Origin of the sequence: Acinetobacter sp. XS-4 (assembly GCF_023920705.1) — a bacterium.
In the GTDB taxonomy this organism is placed as follows: Bacteria; Pseudomonadota; Gammaproteobacteria; order Pseudomonadales; family Moraxellaceae; genus Acinetobacter.
Window position 1 is genome coordinate 2766166 of the sequence record NZ_CP094657.1, and the last position, 22212, is coordinate 2788377.

Annotated in this window: 20 protein-coding genes and 1 tRNA gene; 9 read left to right on the forward strand and 12 right to left on the reverse strand. The window is 37.7% G+C overall.

What is annotated here, in order from left to right; translation table 11 throughout:
- Positions 1-40: 40 nt before the first annotated feature.
- The 5 genes from mutS to MMY79_RS12930 all read left to right on the forward strand — a co-directional run bounded on the left by mutS (position 41) and on the right by MMY79_RS12930 (position 5602).
- Positions 41-2680 (forward strand): DNA mismatch repair protein MutS, encoded by a 2640-nt coding sequence (gene mutS / locus MMY79_RS12910; protein ID WP_252609152.1) that lies wholly within the window; start codon positions 41-43, stop codon positions 2678-2680.
- A gap of 61 nt (positions 2681-2741) precedes the next feature.
- Positions 2742-3272: a GNAT family N-acetyltransferase gene (locus tag MMY79_RS12915; RefSeq protein ID WP_252609154.1), complete on the forward strand. Its 531-nt coding sequence runs from the start codon at positions 2742-2744 to the stop codon at positions 3270-3272.
- Between the two features lie 345 nt (positions 3273-3617).
- Positions 3618-3941, forward strand: coding sequence for a ferredoxin FdxA (fdxA, locus tag MMY79_RS12920; RefSeq protein WP_003650851.1), 324 nt, complete (start codon positions 3618-3620; stop codon positions 3939-3941).
- Positions 3942-4072: 131 nt separating this feature from the next.
- Entirely contained in the window at positions 4073-4795 is a 723-nt protein-coding gene (locus tag MMY79_RS12925; RefSeq protein ID WP_252609156.1) for a D-Ala-D-Ala carboxypeptidase family metallohydrolase, read from the forward strand.
- A gap of 138 nt (positions 4796-4933) precedes the next feature.
- Entirely contained in the window at positions 4934-5602 is a 669-nt protein-coding gene (locus MMY79_RS12930) for an O-methyltransferase (protein ID WP_252609158.1), read from the forward strand.
- A 116-nt stretch (positions 5603-5718) separates the two neighbouring features.
- Here the strand turns inward: MMY79_RS12930 and MMY79_RS12935 are convergent, their stop codons facing one another.
- The 11 genes from MMY79_RS12935 to MMY79_RS12985 all read right to left on the reverse strand — a co-directional run bounded on the left by MMY79_RS12935 (position 5719) and on the right by MMY79_RS12985 (position 16466).
- Positions 5719-6561, reverse strand: a complete 843-nt coding sequence (locus tag MMY79_RS12935; RefSeq protein ID WP_252609161.1) for a universal stress protein — start codon at positions 6559-6561, stop codon at positions 5719-5721.
- A gap of 155 nt (positions 6562-6716) precedes the next feature.
- Positions 6717-7328: an acyltransferase gene (locus MMY79_RS12940; protein ID WP_252609162.1), complete on the reverse strand. Its 612-nt coding sequence runs from the start codon at positions 7326-7328 to the stop codon at positions 6717-6719.
- Complete coding sequence (locus tag MMY79_RS12945; protein ID WP_252609164.1) at positions 7321-7920, reverse strand: YigZ family protein; 600 nt, start codon at positions 7918-7920, stop codon at positions 7321-7323. The genes MMY79_RS12940 and MMY79_RS12945 overlap by 8 nt, the downstream gene beginning before the upstream one ends.
- A gap of 93 nt (positions 7921-8013) precedes the next feature.
- Entirely contained in the window at positions 8014-9210 is a 1197-nt protein-coding gene (locus MMY79_RS12950) for an HlyD family efflux transporter periplasmic adaptor subunit (RefSeq protein ID WP_252609166.1), read from the reverse strand.
- Complete coding sequence (locus tag MMY79_RS12955; RefSeq protein WP_252609168.1) at positions 9207-11345, reverse strand: type I secretion system permease/ATPase; 2139 nt, start codon at positions 11343-11345, stop codon at positions 9207-9209. The genes MMY79_RS12950 and MMY79_RS12955 overlap by 4 nt, the downstream gene beginning before the upstream one ends.
- On the reverse strand, positions 11342-12808 hold the full coding sequence (locus tag MMY79_RS12960; protein WP_252609170.1) for a TolC family outer membrane protein: 1467 nt from the start codon (positions 12806-12808) through the stop codon (positions 11342-11344). Before MMY79_RS12960 ends, MMY79_RS12955 begins: the two co-directional genes overlap by 4 nt.
- Before the next feature lie 273 nt (positions 12809-13081).
- Entirely contained in the window at positions 13082-13828 is a 747-nt protein-coding gene (gene lptB, locus MMY79_RS12965; protein WP_003650837.1) for an LPS export ABC transporter ATP-binding protein, read from the reverse strand.
- A complete protein-coding gene (lptA, locus tag MMY79_RS12970) occupies positions 13828-14376 on the reverse strand; it encodes a lipopolysaccharide transport periplasmic protein LptA (RefSeq protein ID WP_252609179.1) in 549 nt (182 codons plus the stop codon). The genes lptB and lptA overlap by 1 nt, the downstream gene beginning before the upstream one ends.
- Entirely contained in the window at positions 14360-14908 is a 549-nt protein-coding gene (gene lptC, locus MMY79_RS12975; RefSeq protein ID WP_252609181.1) for an LPS export ABC transporter periplasmic protein LptC, read from the reverse strand. Before lptC ends, lptA begins: the two co-directional genes overlap by 17 nt.
- Positions 14909-14945: 37 nt before the next feature.
- Complete coding sequence (locus MMY79_RS12980) at positions 14946-15485, reverse strand: HAD-IIIA family hydrolase (protein WP_002122322.1); 540 nt, start codon at positions 15483-15485, stop codon at positions 14946-14948.
- Positions 15486-15488: 3 nt separating this feature from the next.
- Positions 15489-16466, reverse strand: a complete 978-nt coding sequence (locus tag MMY79_RS12985; protein ID WP_252609183.1) for a KpsF/GutQ family sugar-phosphate isomerase — start codon at positions 16464-16466, stop codon at positions 15489-15491.
- A gap of 213 nt (positions 16467-16679) precedes the next feature.
- Between MMY79_RS12985 and cysS the strand changes: the two genes are divergently transcribed.
- The 4 genes from cysS (at position 16680) to MMY79_RS13005 (ending at position 21646) form a co-directional block, all read left to right on the forward strand.
- Positions 16680-18101, forward strand: coding sequence for a cysteine--tRNA ligase (cysS, locus tag MMY79_RS12990; RefSeq protein WP_252609185.1), 1422 nt, complete (start codon positions 16680-16682; stop codon positions 18099-18101).
- A gap of 63 nt (positions 18102-18164) precedes the next feature.
- Positions 18165-18240, forward strand: a tRNA-Gly gene (locus MMY79_RS12995).
- A 544-nt stretch (positions 18241-18784) separates the two neighbouring features.
- Positions 18785-19861, forward strand: coding sequence for a dsDNA nuclease domain-containing protein (locus tag MMY79_RS13000; RefSeq protein ID WP_252609187.1), 1077 nt, complete (start codon positions 18785-18787; stop codon positions 19859-19861).
- Positions 19862-19915: 54 nt separating this feature from the next.
- Complete coding sequence (locus MMY79_RS13005; protein WP_252609188.1) at positions 19916-21646, forward strand: hypothetical protein; 1731 nt, start codon at positions 19916-19918, stop codon at positions 21644-21646.
- A gap of 194 nt (positions 21647-21840) precedes the next feature.
- On the opposite strand, the gene MMY79_RS13010 is transcribed toward MMY79_RS13005, so the two are convergent.
- Positions 21841-22170, reverse strand: a complete 330-nt coding sequence (locus MMY79_RS13010) for an envelope fusion protein (RefSeq protein WP_252609191.1) — start codon at positions 22168-22170, stop codon at positions 21841-21843.
- Positions 22171-22212 lie beyond the last annotated feature (42 nt).

Genomic DNA, 22212 nt, shown 5'->3' on the forward strand with positions numbered 1-22212 from the left:
TTAACTTATTTATTATTGATTTTTTAAGGGTTTAATACGCATGAATAGCGCTGAAATCATGGCTGACTTATCTTCTCATACACCTATGATGCAGCAATATCTCAAAGTCAAAACGGACTATCAACATGCGTTGCTGTTTTACCGTATGGGTGATTTTTATGAACTCTTCTTTGAAGATGCTCATTTAGCAGCCAAACTTTTAGGTATCACCTTAACCCATCGTGGTAAAGCTAGTGGGCGACCTATTCCAATGGCGGGTGTTCCCTATCATGCGGCAGAAGGTTATCTTGCACGTCTGGTCAAAGCTGGGCGCACTGTAGCCATTTGCGAACAAGTGGGAGAAGTGACAGGTAAAGGTCCAGTTGATCGTAAAGTTGTTCGTATTCTGACCCCTGGTACTTTAACTGATGATGCATTACTCAGCAGTTATCAATCCTCTAATCTCGTTTCATTATGCATTCATCAAAACCAGATTGGTTTTGCGTTACTCGACTTAAGTGCAGGCATTTTTAAAGTTCAACAACAAGATTACAAGCCCGAACAATTGCCTATTGAGCTTGCACGTTTAATGCCAAGTGAAATCTTGATTGATGAAGACCTGGTCGACACAAATATTATCGAGCAAATTAAAAAACACTTAGAATGCCCTGTTACCAAACGTCCAAATGTAGACTTCAATCTAAATAACGCACAAAAAACTTTATGTGACCAATTTACGGTATCAACGCTTTCAGGTTTTGGTTTAGACCCATTACCTTTAGCTAAAGCTGCTGCCGCTGCACTCATTCACTATGCAAAAGAAACCCAAAAAACTGCATTACCACATATCCGTTCAATTCAGCTTGAGCAAAGTACAGACTTTATCGCGCTCGACCCAATCACGCGCCGTAACTTAGAAATTATCGAACCGTTATTTGAACATGGCACCTCATTATTCCAACTGGTGAATGACTGCCAAACTGCAATGGGTGGCCGTTTATTAAGCCGTACACTCATGCAACCAGTCCGTGATACAGCATTGCTCGATGCTCGTTTAGATGCGATTGAGCAACTCATTCAGGGATATCACGAAAGCCCAGTTCGTTTAGTGCTTAAAGAAATTGGTGATATAGAACGTGTGCTTAGCCGTGTTGCTCTAGGCAGTGCGCGACCACGTGATTTAGTACAGCTTCGTCACGCATGCGCACAAATTCCAGCTTTAAGAACGGCGTTAACTCCAGTCATTCAAGCGAAAAAATCCAAGTTATTAGTTCAACTCGATCAAGAGCTTGGAGATTTTAAAGCGCTTCATCAACATTTAATAGCAGCTATTGTTGAAAATCCGCCAGTATTACTTCGTGATGGCAATGTAATTGCAGAAGGATATGATGCTGACCTCGATGAATTACGCCAAATTCGTGATCATGCAGGTCAATTCCTCATTGATTTAGAAATCAAAGAACGTGAACGCACTGGCATTAATACCCTTAAAATCGGCTATAACCGTGTAAGTGGTTACTACATTGAACTGACTCGTGCTCAAGCAGAACAAGCTCCAGCTGACTATATCCGTCGCCAGACTTTAAAAAATGCTGAACGCTACATTACCCCTGAACTAAAAAGTTTTGAAGATAAAGTTCTGTCGAGCGAATCGCGTGCATTAGCCCGTGAAAAAGCCTTATTCGAAGCTTTACTTGAAAATCTGCGCGAAAATATTGCTCATCTTCAAATGATGAGTTCGGCAATTGCTCAAATTGATGTGGTGGCAAACTTTGCTCATCAAGCACGTTTAAACAATTGGGCGCGCCCTGAATTTACCCCAGAAACGGGCATTAAAATTCAGGCTGGTCGCCACCCTGTCGTTGAAGCTTTAAATAAAGCACCATTTACACCCAATGATACTTTCCTTGATGCTCAGCACCGTATGGCAATTATTACTGGTCCAAACATGGGCGGTAAATCAACCTTCATGCGTCAAACAGCATTAATTAGTTTGCTTGCTTATTGTGGTAGCTATGTGCCGGCCAAAGCAGCCAAGCTTGGTCCAATTGACCGAATTTTCACTCGTATTGGTTCAGCCGACGATTTATCTACGGGTAAATCGACCTTTATGGTTGAGATGACAGAAACTTCACAGATTCTGCACCATGCCACCAATCAATCGCTTGTTTTAATGGATGAGGTTGGCCGCGGAACCAGTACCTATGACGGTTTATCTTTAGCTTGGGCTTGCGTAGTTGATTTAACGAAGCGCGTAAAATGTTTATGTTTATTTGCCACTCATTATTTCGAGTTGACTGAACTTGGTAGTGAAGCAGGAATTGATAACTATCATGTAACTGCGCAAGAACTTAATGGCAATCTAATTTTATTGCATAAAGTTCAACAAGGCCCTGCAAGTCAAAGTCATGGTTTACAGGTTGCAAAGTTAGCGGGCATTCCTGCCAACGTTATTAAAGAAGCGCAGAAGCGTTTACGCATTTTAGAAAAACAGCAGCAGCAACATCTACAAACCAGCTTTCAAAATGATTTGTTTGCTCCACCAGATGCAAACTCTGGTTCACAAATCATAGAGAAAGTGGTCGAAATAGAAGTTTCATCCCCTGCTCTAGATTTACTTAAGCAAATTGAAGTCGATAACTTATCGCCTCGTCAGGCGCTTGAACAACTCTATGAGTTGAAAGCTGCACTGAAATCTTAATAAATCACGTCCGAATAAGCAGGCTTAGGTCTGCTTATTCATCTTAGAGAATAATATTTATATGATCTTAAGATCTTTGCAATATTCAGAAATCGATCTTATTTGGCAGCAGATTAGCCGCCGTGAATTAATTACTCAAAACTACATACAAAACCAGCAACATTTAGAATTAGTAGATTGTTTTTTTGATGTGCAACATTGGGACTCGTATCATCTAGAAAATGACCCACCTAAACTAAAACAACTCTATGAACAAGGTTCAATATTCATCGGTGCATTTGACGCTTCTGAAAAACTGGTTGGTGTAAGTGTAGTCTCAAATCAATTTATAGCGGATTACCCTCACGCGAAATTACTCCACTATTTCTATGTCGATGCAGACCAGCAAGGTCAAGGCATTGGTGCTAAGCTTATGCAAGCTGCAAAAGAGTCTGCCAAGCAACTCGGTGCAAACCAACTGTATATTTCAGCAACTCCAAGTCGGCGCACTGTTGACTTCTATATGAAGCATGGCGCGCAACCCTTGGGTGCTCCAGATCAACAACTTTGGCAGCTCGAACCTGAAGATATTCATTTGTTATATACCTTGTAATCCTAAAGATTTAAGACTATTTCAACAAAAAAGGCTGAAAATCAAAATTTGTAAAAGAAAAAATGAGAAATTAAGATATTTATGAAAATAGATGCCTTGACTTAAATGACATCTAAACAATTAAATAAAATAATTTTTAAGTTATTGTTTTATAAAATATATTATTATTTTAATTTTATAGACTAGCAGTTCACAAGGTTGAAAGATCTGTTTGATTATCAACGTATTAACTTATCTTCATATGCATGAATAAAGAATATCAATAAAAGCAATTGTTTGTTTACCCCTTTTTTGCCTAAAATAAGCTATTCGAAATGAAACCATATTTTTTAGGTAGCTGTCGCCATGACCTTTGTTGTCACTGAAAATTGTATTAAATGTAAATACCAAGATTGCGTAGAAGTTTGTCCTGTAGACTGTTTTTACGAAGGTCCGAATTTCCTAGTGATTAATCCGGATGAATGTATTGACTGTGCATTATGTGAACCAGAGTGCCCGGCAAATGCAATTTTCTCTGAAGATGAGTTACCAGAAGGTCAGGAAGTGTTTATTGAATTAAATGCGGACCTTTCTCAAAAATGGCCTAACATTACTCAAATTGGTGATCAACCAGCTGACCGTGAAGAATGGAACGGCAAACCTGATAAATTACAATATCTTGAAAAGTAATTTCAAAAAAGATCAGCAACCGCTGATCTTTTTTTATACCCTATTCAAACATTTCATTGCAAATTCCTCGTAATTTGTGCACTGTTTTGCATTAAAATAGCCGCAATATTTATAAATGCTTAATTTTTCTTATGCGGAAGTTTTTGCAGAGTCTGGTGCCTTTATGCATAATCCCAGCGGTTATGGTGGGTTGTGTCAGCTCTCCCCAACACACAACAACAGGCAAAACCTCTCCAAGTGGTAAACGAATCTTTATTCCACAAGAGCGCGTTATTATCGAGCGCCCGATTCGCCCTAAAATTGAGCCTGCGTCCTACCGCGCTTGGTTAAATACAGGCGATCACTATGAACGAGTACGTGAATATGAAAAATTTCTAGCACGTAATGATGTAGTCGGTATCGTACCAAGTTTTGAATTATTAAGATCAGCACGTGATTGGCAAAAATGCGGTAGTTCAGAATATGCGGTACCAAACCGTGAGCTATGGAATAACTCTTTATCAACCCTACGCGTATTTAAATATTTAGTTGCAGCAAAAGTTCTAACCGACTTTGAAGTGACTTCAGTTTATCGCGACCTGCCTTTAAACCAGTGTGCTGGCGGGGCAAGCTCTTCTAAACATTTATTTAACTCTGCAATTGATTTCCGTATTGGACCAGAAGTTCCACAGCCAGAAGACTATGCTTTTATTGAAAATACAAAGTTTAAACTTTGTCAGTTCTGGGCTCAGCATGGCCAAAGCTTAAACTTAGGTGTTGGTTTATATAGCTCTGGACAGATTCACATTGATACTCAAGGCTATCGTACTTGGGGACCTGACCTCACCCGAAACAGTTCGATGTGTAATTTCTAATTTAAAAAACTCCTTTCAACTGAAAGGAGTTTTTTATTGTTCATTTCTCAATCAACCAAAATTTCTTGAAACGAAGATTTTTGCACTCTATGCATAAACGTTTAAAATAGCATGATCAACATATAGGTAAATTTGATTATGCAGCAGATGTGGACAGACATTGACCAATATATCGATTCACATTTAATTCCCGAAGACCCGCGACTTGAATATGCATTAAAGAATACCGACGAACACGGCTTTTCAAATCATCTTGCAGTAGCACCTAACCAAGGTATGTTCTTGCAGATGCTTATTCAAATGAATAAATGCAAACGAGTTTTAGAAATCGGAACCTTTGCTGCATACAGTACTATCTGGTTGGGCCGTGCTTTACCTGAAGATGGTTATTTACTCACAATTGAAGGCCGTGATACTCATGCAGAAATGGCTCAAAAAAATATCGACCATGCTAACCTTCCTGTAAAAGTTGAGCTTAAAGCTGGCCGTGCCGCAGATATCCTTTCCGCGATTGATCCTCAATCTGTCGAGCCTTTTGATTTTATTTTCATTGATGCCGATAAACAGGGTTATCCTGAATATTTAGAATTGAGTCTGAAATTCTCTAGATCAGGTACGATTATTGTGCTGGATAATGTAATTCGCGCAGGTGATATTTTAAATCCAGATAATAAAAAACCGAGTATTGAAGGCATTCGTGAAATGTTTAAAGCTCTCGAAAACCACCCACAAATACTATCTTGCACAGCATTACAAACAGTTGGCTCAAAAGGTCATGATGGCTTCGCAATTGCAATTGTGAAATAATGGTTAAAAAATCATCTTTTTTATTTTATTCTTTATAATCAATAAATTACTTTTATTACTGTTGCTTTTCCATATAGTTATCCACAAGATTTGCGGATAACTATATGCAAATCTCATCATTTAGCCACAAGTAACGGTACAGTCGCGTTTCGGAATATAGTTGTTGCAATACTTCCTAAGAAGAATTGATGAATCTTGCTATGACTAAATGCCCCTAACACAATAATTTGAATACCGTGTTCTTGTTGGTACTCTAAAATATTTTGTGCAACATCACCATAGCGATAAACGGTCACAACATCAATGCCCGCTTGTTTCAGGTAATGCTCAGGTTCATTTAAAATTTCTGGATGATCCCCTACATAGACCAAATGACATTGGAGTGTGCGTAATAAATCACTTTGTGCAATACGACGCATCATTTTTTGGCAAGTTGGTGAATATTCATAAGCAAAGATGAATCGTGTTGGTATTTTAAAGTTTTCACCAATGGTCAAGATAGTACAGTTAGCTCCACGAATAAAGTTTTCAACATTACTGCCAATTGGTTTATGTTTTTCGGCGGCTCTTTCTCCGACTCGACCTAAAATTACAATGTCATTTTCATGCAAGAGATTAAAACTTTGCTCTAAAAAGTCACCCTTTTCTTGAATTTTTGAACACGTAATACCGTGTTTTTCTTGAATAAGATCAGAAATGTGACGGAGTAAATTATTGCTATAGTCTAAAGCGAGTTCACTTTGTTTTTGTTCCAGCTCAGCTAACTCTTTTAGCAGCATTGCATTGCTTTCAAAGCCGATTACTCCACTAATTTCACCTAAATGATAACTTGCAGGGTAATAGTCTAGAATTTGTAATAATACAAGTTCTCGTCCGGTTGCTTTAGCAACCCATGCTGCTGCATCGGCAATAGCATTAATACACGGTGATGAGTCAATACACGCAATAACACGGTTCATGTTAGCCTCTCTTCTTCAGGTCTTTTGCCTTGGAGATTATTCTTAAAACTTAGCTTTAACTTAACATAGATAAAAATTGGTATGTTAAGGTTTATGTATAAAAATCAACTTTTTTGTTTAAAGATCAAACATTTTATTACATTCTTAAGACTGTTTTATTCTCTTACGCGAATAAATTTTGCGGGATTCCCACCGACAATATGGTAAGGCTCAACATCTTTGGTCACCATACTATTCATGCCAACCACAGCATGTTTTCCTATTTTAATACCGTCTTTAATACCCACATGTGCACCTAACCAAACGTCCTGCTCAATTTCAATTCCTTTGGAAGTGACGGGTTGCTGGTAAAGTGGGCGGTCTAACTGCATACCATGATCAAATGCATATAAGTGACAATATGCCGCAATACGAACTTGATCATGCAACTTTATGCCAGCTCGCCCACCATCTAAAATACAATGATGATTTATCGCGACTTCACTGCCAATTTCAAGTGGTCCGTGCAAACTGCAATCTGCGGCAACAAAACAATTATCACCAATAATAATTTTGCGTCCCGGCTCAGCAAAAATATGAGCTAATGGTGAAATAAAACAGTTTTCACCAATCTCAACGGTTTCCATGTCCATCAAATAAGTTTGATATTCTTTTTGCCATTCTTCGGCCCAAGCGCGATTTTTAGGTTTTAAAGTCCAATATAACCATGGCATATAGTTTAAGCGGTGCTTATGTTGCTCGCGATATTTCAGTAAGGAATCAGTCATCGGTTAATTCCTCTTCAATTTTCAACTCTTCACGGCCACGCGTTACGTCTCGGAGTTTCAAAGCAAGCGGTTCAATTTGATGTATTTGTAACCTTGCTTCGATATCCACACCCGTTGCAGTGTAGGTTTCCTGATATTCAATTTGTTGTTGAGTTAGCTCATATTGAAAGATAGCCCACTCATTAAAGTGACAAGAAAAATAAATCGTCTTCTTCGCAATGAGTTCAATACGCTCAGCCAAAAGCAAACATTGCCCAGCACAGCCTCCATATGCTCGAACAAGGCCGCCTGTTCCAAGTTTTATTCCACCATACCAGCGATTAACCATCACAATAATATTCGTCAGGTCATTCCCTTCAATGGTCGCCAAGATTGGACGCCCTGCTGTTCCCGACGGCTCACCATCATCGTTAAAACGAACGTTATGACCAATTTTCCATGCCCAACATTGGTGAGTTGTCGAGATATCTTTATTGAGTTCTAAAAATTCTTTAACTTGCTGTTCATTTTCTACTGGCGCAGCAATAGCCTGAAATCTGCTTTTTTTAATTTCTTCTTCAAATGTAACGGGTGATGCAATCGTAAAAGCCATAAATTAAATAAAGCATAATAAAAATCAAATTATAACGTGAATTTAATAGAATCAAACCCATAAAAAAAGCCCCGAATCTCGGGGCTTTTTTTATTATCTTTCTCTTAACGCTTCTTTGGCTTTATTAAATGGTTTAAGTAAATAATCGAGTACTGTTTTTTCACCCGTACGAATATCTACTGTTGCCACCATACCCGGTGTAATTCCAAATGCTTTACCGTCTTTATTATAAAGCTTGTCGGAATCGGTTCGAATATAAACACGATAATAGAATTGGTCTTGTTTAACTTCATCACGAATCGTATCCGGTGAAATCACCGTAACTTTACCCTTTAAACCACCATAAATTGAGTAGTCATAGGCAGTAATCTTAACCAGTGCTTCTTGTCCCGGACGAATAAAAGCAATGTCACGCGGCAAAATACGCGCCTCAATGAGCAGCTGTTCATCAATCGGAACAATGGTCATCAATTTACCGTTTTGTGGAATAACACCACCATGGGTAGTAACCGCAATTTCTTTTACAACACCACGTACCGGTGCTTTAAACACCGCACGATCTAAACTGTCACTACGACCCAGTACAATTTGTTGTTGCGTTTCACTATCCGTATTCGCTTTCGATAACTCTTCACGAGCCTTAACATAATACTGGTTCTGCGCATCATTCATTTTGTTTCTAAGATCATTTGCTTCACGACGTAACCGTAAAACTTCAACCTCACTTGCCGCACCTTTAGCAACCAACGGCTCTGTCATTGCCAGCTCTTGTTGTACCAGTTGTAAAGCCTGTTTTAAACCTGCAAGTGTTTGCTCAAGATCAGCGCGGCGTGAGCGATATAGCGCTGTTTCTTCATGTACAAGTTTTGGTTCTTTCATCACAATTTCTGGAAAAACCAATGGTGTACCGTTTACTTCCGCACGCAAACGCGCTGCTGTCGCCTGAGCAGAAATCAATAAAGATCTTGATTCACCGACATTAGATGCAAAACGGGTTGGATCTAATTGCGCAAGAATTTCACCCTTTTGAACAATATCGCCTTCTTGTACATTGAGCTTGGTTAAAATACCACCTTCCAAAGACTGAATCACCTGCTCTTTAGATGATGGAATCACTTTACCCGTACCGGTAGAAACTTCTTCAAGTTTAAATACCCATGCCCAAATAAAGAAAATAACTAAACCAATCCCCACAATCCAGATCACTAAACTGGCACGTGGTAATGGTGGTTCAGTATAAGAGACATTCATTGAACGGGTGAGTTCTTGTTCTTGTTTTGGTTCGCTCATGAATTACCCCCTTGCACTTGTTTTTGTTGGGCTATTGATTGATTAAGGACTTGATCTCTTGGACCATCCATCACGATTTTGCCATCGTTAACCACAATGATACGGTCCACCAGTTCTAAAACAGCTCGGCGGTGGGTCGCAACAACCAAGGTCCGATGTGCCAGCCATCCTTTTAAATGATCAATCAGTTGTTTCTCTGCCACATCATCAATGGCTGCCGTTGGTTCATCGAGCAATAAAATATTAGGTTGACGAATCAATAGACGGGCCAATAACAATGCTTGTTTCTGACCACCCGAGAAACCAACACCACCCTCTAAAATCAGGTGATCTAATCCTTCTTTTTTCTCTTGGACAAAAGGTAATGCACCCGTCACCACTAAAGCCCGAAGAATATCTTCATCCGTTGCAAGTGGTGCACCCAAAGTCAGGTTTTCACGAATCGTACCGTAGAAAATATGCGCATTCTGGTTGAGTAAACCCATATCACGACGTACATCAGATGGGTCAATTAAAGATAGATCCAGACCATCTAAATGCACAGCACCTTGAATTGGAACTTGCATGCCTGATAAAAGCTGAAGCAGTGTCGATTTACCTGCACCATTACGCCCCAAAATTGCAATTTTTTCACCAGCACGAATTTTTAAATGACGGATTGCCAAACTTGGTTTCGGGTCTTCTTCGCCATATTGGAACAACACATTTTTTAATTCGTAATCGCCATTTAAAGCAGCTTTGTGTACCAGATGTGAGCGGTCAGCCTGATCAATCGGACGTTGCATGAGTTCATCTAGGCTTTGCTTTGCAACTTTCGCCTGCTGTAAACGCCCTAGAACACCAGTAATTTGAGCAATTGGCCCTAGCATTCGTGAAGATAAAATTGAACAGGCCACTAATGCACCTGTCGTCATTTCACCATCCATTACCGCAAAACATCCCACCAAAACCACAATCGCATAGGTCAAGCCTTGAAGCATTTGAGTCCATGCCATTAAAGTACCAACAATTTTACGTTGTCTCATAGCAATATCAGCTGAAACCTCATTCATGTGGTTCCACTGATTTTGGAAACGAGATTCAGCACGTAATAGCTTGATGTCTTCAATACCCTGCACTGCTTCTACAAGAATTGCATTACGAATTGAAGATTCTCTCATGCCTTCTTGTGCGAGTTGAGCTAGCTTTTTCTGTGCCAGAACACCCGGCAAAATCATCAGCGGAACAACCAGCAACATCACCCAGAACAACTTCCCGCCAATAATGGCAAAGATCGTGAGAAACAAGAAAAAGAACGGGAAATCGGCAATTGCACTAATGGTGGTTGAAGTCACCAGTTCACGAACACCTTCGAGCTCACGAATCTGGGAAATAAAACTACCTGTAGACTTTGAACGGTCTTTATTTTTGATTCTTAGGGCATGACCAAATACACGGTCAGAAACCCGTAAATCCGCACGTTTACCAATAATATCGGATAAATACACCCGCGATATACGTAAGGTAAATTCGAAAAGTGCCGCAATAAGTACACCGCCTGCCAATACCCATAAGGTTGGAACAGACTGTGATGGAACAACGCGGTCATAGACTTGCATTGAGAAAATAATAGTTGCCAGTGCCAAGACATTGGCAATGAGTGAGGCAAACATAATATCAACGTAGCGCTTCCAGTCCCTGAGTACAATTGACCAGAACCAGCTTGCTTCATACGGTTTGATATATTCGTCAATACGTGCATCGGGGATAGAACTCTCAGGACGCAGAATATAGACATTTTTAATTGTCGTCTTTAATACATCTAAGCTTAAATTCTGGGAAAGGCCATGATCTCCACTCAACTGGATACTGACATTTCCTTGTGTATCTGCTTTATCAATAACACCGACCTGTCCGTCGTTAAACTCGACCATAACAGGCAGGCGCCACGGGTTCAGCACATCTAAGGAAAACGGTACTTTACGTGAATTTAGTCCAACCTGACGCGTAATGAGCTGTAAAATATCATCAAGGTTTTGATTCTGGTTCCAGTCAAGTTGTAAACGGATTCTTTCTTCTGAAGGCTCAATTCGATAATGTTTAGCAATCGTTAAGACCGCCTGTAACCAGGGTTGGTAGTTTATTTTTGTCATCATGGTTGTACTTCGAACCCCTGAATTGAAATATTATTTAAGTCATAAGCTTGGCGGGAACGTCCTGTTGCCGAAATATACTGAACAATACTGTTGTAGATGTCGTAACGTGCTGACTCGAGTTCTGAGTTGGCACTATGAATGGCCTGTTCTGCATTCAGTAAATCAACCAATGAACGCGTACCAAGTTTGTACTGCTCTTGGTAAAGTTCACGTGTACGAACAGTAGTGGCTTGGCGATTTGCTAAAACCAACATTTGACGTTGTTTATTTTCAATTTGCTCTCTACTTGTTCGAATTTGGTCGAGAACATCCAGATAAACTGAATTGACTTTAGATTTAGCAGCTTCTTCGGCATAGCTTGCCATTTTTACCTGAGAAGAAACGGCCCCACCTTGATAAAACTGACTACTTGCTTCAAGCATGACTGAACTATATAGACCGTCATCTTTATCATTGTTTGGGTTTCTTCCATTAATGGCCTGACTCAAGGAACCTTTAACAGACAAGGTTGGATAACGTGTTAAACGCGTCTGTTCCTTTTGGGCCTTAGCCACTTCAACACTGGCTTGAGCTGCAATCATTTTTGGGATGGTATTAAACTCAGGTTCACCATATAAATCAGACTGTTTCACTAAATCGTCTGAAATAATCCAACCTGTTCGCGAGACATCAGCACCCAGTAATGTTCTTAAATGTTGTTGGTACTGACGTAATAATGATTGCTGTGCAATCAGACCAGACTGAGCAGCTTGTAAATAAGACTGAGCTTGAATTGGGTCAGCCTGACTGCTAATACCCGCATTTGCACGTAAATTGGCGATTTCCTGAATTCGCTGAATACCTGCAATTTGCTGTTCGGCAATTTTATTTAATTGAAGATAGCGCTGAATATTGACAATCGACTGCGCAACATCAAGTGAAATATCATCAATACTGACCAGCACATTAGCCTGTTCAACCTGAACCTTGGCTTGCTCAACATCTACACCTGATTTAACTTTGCCAAAATCATAGAGCATTTGAGTCGCATTAAGGGTCAATAACTGCCGACCACGCTCACCACTACTCAAGTCACCTGTGGTAATACCACCTGAAAGCTGGGGATAATAACCAGCCCTAGCATAATCAATACCTGCGTTTTGACCAGCTAAAGTAGAAATGGCTTGAGAAATATCAGGATTGCGCTGGATTGCGATTTTCACCGCTTCCTGCAAAGTCATTTTCCTTGATGGCAAATTTGAATAAGATGCAGCCGATCTATCATTGAGTTGAACAGTCGGAAACTCCTGAACTCTAGAACGATCTAACTTAAAATTACTCAGCTCTTGCATCTTGGCAACTTTAAATTCATCACTACTCTTAGGGGCAAAAAGTTGTGATAAGTTGTCTTTTAAAGTGTGATATTGCTCACTTGGTTTAGCAGCATATATCACCATAGGTACATGCAATGTAGTTAAAAGCATCAACCCTTTCAGGAAAGCCGGCTTTTTACATGTCCTTGTTACTCTTCTCTGGTTATATCCAATCATGCTTGTCTTGTTGATCTTGTTTGTTATCGTTTAAAAGCTTTTACATTCTACATATTTTTTTGCATAAAGAAGCATAATTGCAGGAATAATTCACACATTATATTTTCATCAAATGAATAAGTTAAATTATTGTTTTTAAAAACCAAATACAAAAAAACTAAAAAGAGGCATTGACCTCTTTTTAGACAAATAGATTAACTCTTTTATTTAAACTGTAAAATCGTCACCTAAGTAGACTTTACGGACTTGCTCGTTATCCAAAATCTCTTGTGGTGTACCTTCTGCAATTACAGCTCCTTCACTCACAATATATGCACGTTCACAAATTGCGAGAGTTTCACGTACGTTATGGTCAGTAATGAGCACACCAATACCGCGATCCTTCAGAGTCTGGATAATATCTTTAATATCTCCAACTGAGATTGGGTCAACGCCGGCAAATGGTTCATCAAGCAACATAAATTTAGGATCAGCAGCCAATGCACGTGCAATTTCAGCACGGCGGCGTTCACCACCAGACACACTCATTCCCAATGAATCTTTAATATGACTGATTTTAAAGTCATTTAATAATTCAGTCAGACGTTGCTGGCGCTGTTGCTTATTCAAGTCTTTGCGTGTTTCTAAAATGGACATAATATTTTCAGCAATGGTCAGCTTTCTAAAAATAGAAGCCTCTTGCGGAAGATATCCAATTCCCTTACGTGCCCGTTCATGCATTGCCAAATCGGACATATCAAGATCATCAAGGTGAATTTCACCTTTGTCCATACGCACTAGCCCTACAACCATATAGAAGCTTGTTGTTTTTCCTGCACCGTTAGGGCCAAGTAAACCAACAATCTGTCCACTTTGCATACTAAAAGATACGTCTTTGACGACCCAACGCTTACTATAGTTTTTTCCTAAGTGCTTAATACACAAAGTTTGGGGTTGTTGAAGAGCTTGTTGCATTAGTCACGCGCTCCTGGAAAGCTTTTTGAACTTGATGGCGGAATAATAATTTGCACACGATTTGACGATGAACCTTGAGCTTCAACATCACCTTTGTTCATACTATATTTCAATGAGTTACCACGAATACTAGAACCATCTTGATATAAATATGCACCACCATTCAATGTAATAATGCCCGTATCTGCATTATAAACAATGGTTTGTCCCTCACCACGTGCCACGCCTTTATCAGCACTTATTTGTTGCTGAAATTTAGATGGTCGGCCTTTAGCAGTAATGGTTTGGATTTCACGCTTAGAGTTTAGCGTAGCAACAATCGAATCGGCTTGAAGCTTCATCGTACCTTGCTCAATTACGACATTGCCGGTGTAAGTCGTCAAACCAGTTTTTTCGTTATAAGTTGCATGGTCTGCCACGAGTGAAATTTGTTGACTACGGTCAGACGGCAATGCAAAAGTCGAAGCTGATGATAAAGCAACGAATGTAATGACCGCAGCTTGTTTTAGGAAAGCTGAAGAACGTTTGAAATTAAGACTTAGGTGCATACTTTCCTCGAATATTAAAAAATTCGTACTGACCGTTATTCAAATTAGCTTTTAATCCTTTGCTGACAAAGTCGGCCTGTGGAGACTGTACAATCACTTGATGATCCGTTTCAATCTCTCTGGTCTTTGGATAACCAGTTAACTCATCGGTCTGAAATTCAATTTTCCCTTGCGGCGCAAGTTTAGTTGCGACCACATCACCCGATAATATAACTTTACGGTTATCATCATAGCCATTTGCTTGTTTCGCAAAGAACGTCGCATCAACTTTGCCATCTTTATACATAGAAGCATTAAGTTGATCCAACTTTGATGTTTTTTGTTGCATATCCTGTTCAAGCTGACGAACTTCAGCACGAATATACAAATTGCCTTGATCATCAGTTTGAGTCAAATGGACGCCCTGCGCTGAATATGTCATATTCTTCGCAGAACCAATGTCTAGTTTTTTTGCTTTGCCACTATAGTAGTAATAACCACCACTTATAGCAGCAATAACTACAGCAACAATAGATAAAACTCTGGTATCCATGAGCAGGAATAGCCTACCTTTTTAAGTAATCTTATTATTAATGCGGTACTGCAAGATATTTTTCAAGAAGTTCTTGGTAAATGCCTTTTGCGATCAGTAACATATCACAGACTTCACGTACAGCACCACGTCCGCCCATCGACTGGGTAACCAAATGCGCACGGCGACGCACTTCTTCATGACCATTTGGCACAGTGACGCTCATTCCTGCGATTGCGAAAGCAGATAAATCAGGCCAGTCATCGCCCATATATAAGCAATCGGAAGGCAAAATATTAAACTGTGCACATGCTTCACGTAGCGCAGAACCTTTGTCTTCACGACCTTGAAAAACGAGGTCTACGCCCAAATCAGACATTCGCTTTTCAACAATATTACTTTTTCGGCCTGTAATAATGATGACCTTCATGCCTGCTTGCTGCGCAAGTTTCATACCTAAACCATCACGAATATCGAATGATTTAATCTCATCGCCACTATTGGTCAAAGTTACAAAACCATCACTCAAAATACCATCAACATCCAGAACCAATGCCTGTAAGTGACGTGCTTGTTCTAACAATGCATAAGATGCCATTGATTAATTTACCCCTGCGTGAATAAGGTCATGCATACTAATTACACCAATCACTTTATTTTGGTCATCAACCACAACAAATTGGCTAATTTTTTTCAGGTTAAGCTGCTGTAAAGCTTCTACCGCACGTGCTTCTTGAGAAATAGTTGACGGTTTTTTTGTCATTACTTCAGAAACAGGTAAATTCACATCGAAACCTTGCTGTTTATCAATTAAACGGCGCAAGTCACCATCGGTGAAAATACCAAGCAAATGTTCCTGTTCATCTACAATCGTGGTCAAGCCTAAACGCTTATTAGAAATTTCGTAAAGCACTTGATTCATTGGCGTATCTGGTGAAACTTTTGGCAATTCATCGCCTGTATGCATGAGGTGTTTTACATGTAAAAGTAAGCGCTTACCTAATGCTCCAGCAGGATGCGAGCGAGCAAAATCATCTGCAGTAAAACCACGCGCTTCGAGTAAAGCAACAGCCAACGCATCACCCAATACTAAAGTTGCTGTTGTGCTTGATGTTGGAGCTAATCCTAGTGGGCATGCTTCATCAGACTCACCTAAAGTTAAAGCGATGTCGGCATTTTGAGGCATTGGCCCTTTATCAGTACGGCTAATCGTAATAAGAGGTACACCAAGATGTTTGATGAGTGGCATCAACATCATGATTTCATCGCTTTTTCCAGAATTGGAAATTGCAATTAAAACGTCACCGCGAACCAGCATACCCAAATCACCATGTCCAGCTTCGCCCGGATGCATAAAGAAAGATGGTGTACCAGTTGAAGCAAAAGTCGCAGCCATTTTACGGCCAATATGCCCTGACTTCCCCATGCCAGTAATCACAACACGGCCTTTACACTGTAACAATATTTCACAAGCCTGATTAAAACTGTCATTAATTTGTGTTGCTAACACGTCTAGGGCTTGCTGCTCAATACGCAAGGTTGCTAATGCGCTGCTTTGAAAATCTGTAGGGTTGGGCATACGAGTTTGACTCAAAATAATTGATCTGATCTCTTGTGAAGATCGGTGATTTTAATCAAAAGATTTGGGGGCATTCTAACATAACTCAATCATCTACACGTTTTTAAATGTATAAGATTTCACAAGCTTATAAAATTCTTGCATAAACCTTTGTGAAAAATGATGCATCAGTTATGATGTAACACTGTTTTTGTTGAGTGTTTGAAAACCCTTATGCAACCGTTTGTTTTATATAACTCTGAGCAACGAAAAAAAGTTGAATTTGTACCTCGCAAAGAAGGTCACATCGATATGTACGTCTGCGGTATGACCGTTTACGATTACTGTCATATCGGGCATGCTCGAGTTATGGTTGCATTTGACTACATTATTCGTTTCTTGCGTAGTCAAGGCTGGAATGTTCGCTATATTCGCAACATTACCGACATTGACGACAAAATTATTAAACGCGCGAATGAAAATGGTGAAACCATTCAGCAGCTCACCACGCGTTTCATCGATGCAATGAACGAAGATGCAGCAAATTTAGGCTGTGCTGCACCTGATGAAGCACCTAAAGCGACTGAATATATTGATCAGATGCAAAATATGATTGGCAATCTGGTCAATAAAGGCTCTGCTTACCCTGCTGCAAACGGCGATGTTTATTTTGAAGTGACCAAATTTGAGAAATATGGTCGCCTCTCTGGTCGTAAGCTTGATGATATGCAAGCTGGCGCAAGTGAGCGTGTTGATGTAGAAGTTGAAAAGAAACATCCGTTTGACTTTGTACTTTGGAAACATGCTAAAGAAAATGAACCTTCATGGGCATCTCCTTGGGGTAATGGCCGTCCAGGTTGGCACATTGAATGTTCTGCAATGTCGACTTGCTGCTTAGGCAATCACTTTGACATTCATGGTGGTGGCTCAGATTTAATGTTCCCTCACCATGAAAATGAAATTGCGCAAAGTGAAGCTTCAACTGGTGAACAATATGTAAACTACTGGATGCATGTTGGCTTTATTAACGTTGATGGTGAAAAGATGTCTAAGTCTTTAGGCAACTTCTTTACTATTCGTGACGTGATGGAGAAATTCCACCCTGAAGTGATCCGCTACTTTATTGTGTCTTCGCACTATCGTAGTCCTGTGAACTTCTCTGATGTGGCACTTAAAGAAGCAAAAACTTCTTTAACTCGCTTCTATCACTCATTTAAAGCTTACCAACAAGTATATGGTCAAACGATAACTGAAACGCTTGATCAAAGCTTTGTTGAACGCTTTAACAATGCAATGTGTGATGACTTCAACACAGCCGAAGCAATGGCGGTATTGTTCGAACTGAACAAAGAATTGAACCGTGCTGTAAAAGAAGAGCAAGCTGACCAAGCGACTGTGCTTTATTCGACATTACGTCACCTCACCAATATTTTAGGTTTGGTACAACACAATGTAGATGATTTCTTAAAATCAGATATTGGACAAGAAGCGCTTACTTTGTCTGATGCTGAAATTGAAGATTTTATTCAACAACGTGTAGATGCGAAAAAAGCAAAAGACTTTGCTAAAGCAGATGGTATTCGCCAGTCTTTGCTCGACCAAGGCGTTGTATTAGAAGACACTCGCCAAGGTACAGTTTGGCGTCGTGCTGATTAAATGTTCAATTAAATCACAAGAGTGTTGACACTTTAGTGAAACACTCTATAATGTGCTCACATTGCGGGAATAGCTCAGTTGGTAGAGCATAACCTTGCCAAGGTTGGGGTCGCGAGTTCGAGTCTCGTTTCCCGCTCCAAAATTTAAAAACCACTTAATTCGAAAGAATTAGGTGGTTTTTTATTGTCTATTGATTAGTTTTGACTAGTCAAAATCATATAAGAGAAACGCTTTATATTCTGCTGCAACACTGCCCTCTTTGGTGGCTAAATTTCATCTATCAATCTTAGGATGAAATGAGTCTTATATAATTTATTAGTAGACTAAAATATGGGACTAAGGCGGAGTCCACCCCAATTGTACTAACTTTAAAGATGACAAAATAATTATAGTTTAAATATTATTTAATAATTGATGTTTTCAGAACCCAAACCAAATGTTAAAGTATCTAAAACCTGACTTTCAAATAAGTGATTTAAAACAGGTAATTTGGTTATCGTTGTAGGCGGCAAGAAAAACGAAAGTAATTTCCAAGAAATTGAATGTAAAAAGCAACGGGATGTTTTTAGAACCCTTGAACCCTAAATGGCACGAGAAAATTATTGAGCTTCGAAAAGAATGTAAATTGACTGGAAAAGTTGTTGGTTTGTATCTTGATATATAAAATCTAGACGGTAAGAATAATGACAGATGATATTAATAATCCTTTATTTCAACAACAGCGTGAAAAATCTGGTTCACAAACATTTAATAAATATAGATATCAATATCATTGGGCTTTATTACATGCTTTAGAGAAATATTCTTTAAATTTAGATCATGCTGTATTCGTAGAATTACATGAAGATGTAATATCTGTAGATTCTATTTCCAAAAAACCTTTAGAATTTGACTATTTTCAAATTAAATGCCTAACTGAAAAAAAATTATCTATACATAAAATTGCAGTTGCAAAGACTAATGGAGAAACAATATTTGGAAAAATTTTATCGAATTATAAAAACAATTCGTTAAGGCCAAACATCAAAAGTCTTAATTTAGTTTCACAATTTGGATTTAGCTTGAATCTAGTTGATCCAAAAAAGAAACTAGATAAAATTAAAATTAATGATCTAATTGCTTCAGAAAAGGAAATATTAGAAAATTGTATTAAAGATTTGAATTTAGACTCTTCTCCCTCTGATATCTCTTTTATTACGCCAGCATTACAAGAAAACAATCAAGACAGTCAAGTAATTGGTGAAATATCAACTACGATAAACAAATTATATCCAAATAAAAATTTCAACCCTTGTTCTATTTACAACATTTTAATTAATAATTTATATAATAAAGGATGTGATACGGTAGACTATAAAAACTGGCAAGAAGCTTTAAATAAAAAAAGTATTACTTCAAATGAAATTAAAAAAGTAGTACATACTTTCATCGAAGATCCTTTACATGAAAATATTTTAAATGACTCTAAATCTATAATTAATGATTTAAAATTTAGCAGTCTGAAAAAAATAAAGATTCGCAATTATTTCAATAACTTAATTATAGACTTATATAATCCAACCTCGTACCATATTGAAGTAGAGAATATAATAAAGCCTATGGTCGCTCATTTGATTGAAACTGGAGTAGATGATATAGAGGCTATTATAGAGGAAATAAAGATTCAAGTTTCCAATCATCCTAGGAAAGAGTTACTAGATGTTGAAGATGAGCTTATCGCACATATAATTCTATATATACTTCAAATCATAGGAATCTAATTATGAGTTACGAAAATTATAGAAGATTAATCAGAAATTTAAGGAGAAATAAGTATGAGAGAATTCAAATTATCAAAAATTTGGATCCTGTCAGATTTAGAAAAAACAGCCAATGTATTTACATTTGGTCCTCGAATGAACTTGATAACAAGTCAGAAAAATAGTGTTGGTAAATCGAGTTTAGTTAAATCTATTCTGTGGACTTTTGGTTGCGAGCCATACTTTGATAAATTATGGAAAGATCAGGATGTTTCTTGTCGAGTAGAATTTACTATAAATAGTAATATATATACTATTTTTCGACATAAAAATGATTATTTAGTCATTAGGGATGAACAATCATTCTTTTTTAATGACTTTAGAAAATATGTAGATTTCTTTTGCAACCTTTTTAATTTTTTTCCAATGCTAGAGAATCGTTCCACAAAGATTCTTGAATTACCTTCTCCCGCTTATTACTTCATTCCATTTTATATAGATCAAAAAAGAGGTTGGTCAAGTATATTTGGAAGTTTTAAAAATCTAGGTCAATATCAATTCTGGCAGAAACCAATACTAAATTATCATTGTGGTATTACTAATGATGAGATCTCTAAATTAGATTATAAAATTTCAAAAAATAAATTTGAAATAAAAGCCCATGAAGAAGAGCGTAAGAAAGTAGAAAATACAATAGAAATTGTATCTGAAATAAATGAAGAAAATAATTTTTTTAATCTTAATAGGGCCCAATTAGATGACAATCTCGACTTAATTGACAATGACTATGAAAGCTTAATTAAAGATCAAAATTTTTCTCTATCTCAGTTAAGTATTGAAAAAAATATAATTTTAGATCTTAAAGCACAAAGGAATTATAGTCTTAAACTAGCAAAAGAATTAGAAAATGACTTCTTCTTCGCAACTGAAAATATATCAACTGATTCAGTTGAGTGCCCACTATGTGGAACACATCATAAAAATTCTCTTCTAGAAAAATCTAAACTTGTTAAAGAAAAAGATGATTTATTTCAACTTATTTCACAACTTGATGAAGAAATATATTCGGCAGAAATTCGCTTAAATTTTCATAAAGAAGAATTATTTGTCATTGGAAATGCTCTAGCTTCTTTGCATACAAAGATTTCTTTTGATACAGAAAAATTAATTAACTGTGCAACAACACAAAGATCTATAAATTTAATTGAGAATAAAGCCAACCAACTTATTGAAAATAAAAATATAATTATCAATAAATTGGAAGATGAAATTACAAAAAACAATGGAGATAAAAAACTTATTAATAATAAATTTACAAAAAATGAGATTTTTTCTGAATTTCGAGAAATATTTACAGAGCTAAATAGTTTCTTAAATACAGACTATTCAACTGATGTAATTTCTAAATCTAATATTTACTCTTACACTCAATTTGATACTAATGGTGGTGCTGCGGATAGTACAAGATCAATTTTTTTATATCATTCAATTTTAATTAAACTTATTGAGGGATTTAGTAAGGAAGTTATTGCACCTTTTATTATTGATACTCCTAACCAGCAGGAACAGGCCAAAGAAAACTATGAAAAAATTATTTCTACGTTATTTAATAGGTTTTCAGAGAATATGCAGATTTTCCTTTGTGCAATGGAAAATACAGCGTTAGATCCATTCAAAGAAAATGCAAATGTTATTACACTTTCATGTAAGAAGTCTTTACTTCAGAAGGAAAAATACATAGATGTATTAAAATATTTTAATGATTTAAAAAAAGAAATAGACTCAAATACAATTATTACTTTTTAATTCCGCACAAAATACCTACTTTAAGTAGAAATTAAAGCAATTTTCAGTTGGCTATTTTTCTACTTAAAGTAGTATTTATATTAAAACAACAAAAAGCCCTCTCTTTGAAATTCCGAGGGCTTTGTATAACTACAAGATAAGTAAGAATCAAAATCCTATTTTCAAACCCCAGCTAGCTATTTTTCACTACCCTTTCATATATTTTTAGCCAATTCTTTTGCCAAACATTGCTCATGCCAGGTGGTTTGGAAATTTTCGACAGCTTTTGACTTAATGAGAGGGTCTTCAAATAGCTTTGAAGAATATGCAGATTTGATAAGCTCTTGATAAAGTTGTTTGGCTTGTTGCTCTTCAAGATGATTGGCGATGTCATGTAACTCTGTAGCTGGCACTTCATGTTGTCTTGCATCCATCACCCCACTCGCTGCTTTCTTCACAGTTTCACAGTAATGAAGTTCCATAGCTTCTGATGCTGCATAACATTGAATTGAAATTGCGCTTATAAAGAGGAATATAAATCTCATAATCTCACCTTAATTTGACGCGCAAGGGTACCAACTAATCTG